The 1,898-nt window shown below is 33.6% G+C and carries 2 protein-coding genes; both read left to right on the top strand.

Features of this window, described 5'->3' with window-relative positions; genetic code table 11:
* Positions 1 to 191: 191 nt before the first annotated feature.
* On the top strand, positions 192 to 803 hold the full coding sequence (locus IEY42_RS22025) for a hypothetical protein (protein ID WP_188927305.1): 612 nt from the start codon (positions 192 to 194) through the stop codon (positions 801 to 803).
* Between the two features lie 16 nt (positions 804 to 819).
* Positions 820 to 1,560, top strand: coding sequence for a hypothetical protein (locus IEY42_RS22020; RefSeq protein ID WP_188927304.1), 741 nt, complete (start codon positions 820 to 822; stop codon positions 1,558 to 1,560).
* Positions 1,561 to 1,898 lie beyond the last annotated feature (338 nt).

Genomic DNA, 1,898 nt, shown 5'->3' with positions numbered 1-1,898 from the left:
AAAGAAGACATAACCTTAGATGGGATTTATGTCAGACTTAATACTTAAGGTCCAGTGTATGTAAAAGCGCTTTTTGATTTGTTGATAAAAATTAAACTTGATTCAGAACAATAAACTCTATTGATTACACAAACACGTATGGTTAAAATAAACGTGCAGGAAAAGTGTCGGGATTTTTTTTGAGGTTGGTAATGTCAAATTTCAAACACTATTATGAAGCTTTAATACAAGCTCAAGCTGGTTACCTGGTTGCGATTTATGACTTCGCGTCAAGAGACCCTAGAGCGTGCTGTGAGTTTTTTAATATGAAGCCATCAGACTTGAATTCGTTGACCTGTATCAGTAAAGGTAATTGGTCCCGGTTTGTAAATAATTTAAAAAGTTGGGTCTTAGTTCCTAAGTTTGACATTTCAGATCATTGTCTATTTGAATATTTGATTGTTAATTCTCATTCAATTGAGCCAATAGTCAATCAGGTCAATGCTAGAATAAAGTTAGGTAATAAATTAATTGATGAGAACACTGAACTTTCTTGCTTGTCGCAATATCAATCCGTGATGTTTCAGAACATTTTTCTTTGTGCTCAAACTGAACCATTATTCACAAAAGGTCTTCTGTTTTTAAAACAGTCCACACTTGATCTAATAGATAAACATTATCTTACTTCAAACAAGATTCATTTTATTATTCCAATTTTACCAATGTTCACTATCAATAAACAGATAAATTATGGATTGTTTTTTTCTGCTGACAAGAAAGCTGTCTCGAACGTCGAGCAAGCTCTTTTTTCTATTGTTGCTTAGTTTAAAGGATTAACAGATGAGATTGCCAGCGGATATAGAGGCAGTTAATAACTATTCATTAGCTAGGCGTATGTATAATTTAGGAATGATGCCCAAGTTAATAGTTGATTTAATTCCAGTCACGTCAAAGTTTGTTCGTGTTTTTGGTGACTCTGATCCTAAGTTACTATTCTCTAGAGGATATTCAAAAACGTGGACCAATAATAGCATTGGCTTTAAAATGTCAAATATACTATTTAAAATCTATGGGGCTGTTTCAGATGACCCAACTTTGCAAAAAGGTATAAATGTAAATCACATTGCTACCGCTTGGGAGGTTGCCACTATTCAATACCCAGAGCTTATAAATGACAAGATATGTGATATTTCACGTTTCGCATATCTTCTTAAAAAAACCGTTAGTAATGAATATTTGGTATCAGAATGTCGTACAAATAATTGCTGTAATAAGTTTATTGCTCATGAAGATAGTGATCGTCATTTTTGTTGGGCATGTGCTGATAATTATTCATCTATGTATTTAAATGCGATTGGTAAGGAACTTAACATAGAAACACAAATCAATAAAACCGCATTATACGCTCCGAATAATCGTCCTGAAAAAGAACGCTTTAATAGTGAAGCCTTTTTTAACGCTTCACGAAAAATGTTTGCGGCAAGCCAAAGAAGTGCACCGAAAATTGTATCAATAGAAACTATGAATGACAATCAAGAACCAATAAATAACACTTATGAACCAATGGTTGTTAACACCTGAAAATAAATAAGGTGCTTAAGTGTTCGACTTGCTTTAGCACCATTATTTACCTCCCTTATCATCAAATCTACTGTCCACTCTTCTCGTTTTTTTAGTTCAGCGTCCCAAACGGCACTTGAAACGGCAAAAAGTACCTATTTAACGTTGTTATCATATAGCTTAAAAGGGGAGGTTTTATGAACAAAACATTGACTCAAATACTAATATCAATTCTGCTAATTATTATCAGCTTCTTGAGCATAGCTGCAGATGAGAATTTCTATGACCAAAGCCAGCTGTAACCATCCCTTATGTAGATCATATTTTAAGAGAGTTTTCTTTACTTAACCGCTCATACA

This window comes from Shewanella algicola (assembly GCF_014648035.1).
Classification (GTDB): Bacteria; Pseudomonadota; Gammaproteobacteria; order Enterobacterales; family Shewanellaceae; genus Shewanella; species Shewanella algicola.
Note: the sequence above shows the minus strand (reverse complement) of the source record. Positions and strands in the feature narration are given on the sequence as shown.

Coding starts and splice junctions, on each gene's coding strand:
- IEY42_RS22025 (WP_188927305.1), top strand. CDS start 192: ATGTCAAATTTCAAACACTATTATGAAGCTTTAATACAAGCTCAAGCT.
- IEY42_RS22020 (WP_188927304.1), top strand. CDS start 820: ATGAGATTGCCAGCGGATATAGAGGCAGTTAATAACTATTCATTAGCT.